The organism is Pseudomonas sp. HY7a-MNA-CIBAN-0227 (genome assembly GCF_040310325.1).
GTDB lineage: Bacteria > Pseudomonadota > Gammaproteobacteria > Pseudomonadales > Pseudomonadaceae > Aquipseudomonas.
In genome coordinates this window covers 1-235 of sequence record NZ_JBEOPT010000363.1, presented here as the reverse complement: position 1 = coordinate 235, position 235 = coordinate 1, and the positions used below count along the sequence as shown (strand labels likewise).

Sequence of the window (235 nt, the reverse complement as noted above, 5' to 3'; positions counted from 1 at the left end):
GGTTTCTGTCGGATCGATATTACCGATCATCAACAAATCCCCTGGCAGGCGTGCCTCGGTCAGTTGTAAAGCATTCTGTTCAGGGAAGAGTAAGTTGCTAATAGCGAGAACGGAAACATCAGGCATGTCAATGACATCGAACGCGCCAAAAAGTGCCTCTAAAGGTTCAACAAGCTGTTTTTTAAAGTCAGTATCAAAATTCTCATGAAGACGCTCAGAACCCAGAGCGTAGTAC

1 protein-coding gene is annotated in these 235 nt (G+C 45.1%); it reads right to left on the bottom strand.

Features of this window, described 5'->3' with window-relative positions; all coding sequences use genetic code 11:
* The coding region (locus AAEZ06_RS28280; RefSeq protein ID WP_350617525.1) for a hypothetical protein at positions 1-235 on the bottom strand (235 nt) is incomplete at both ends.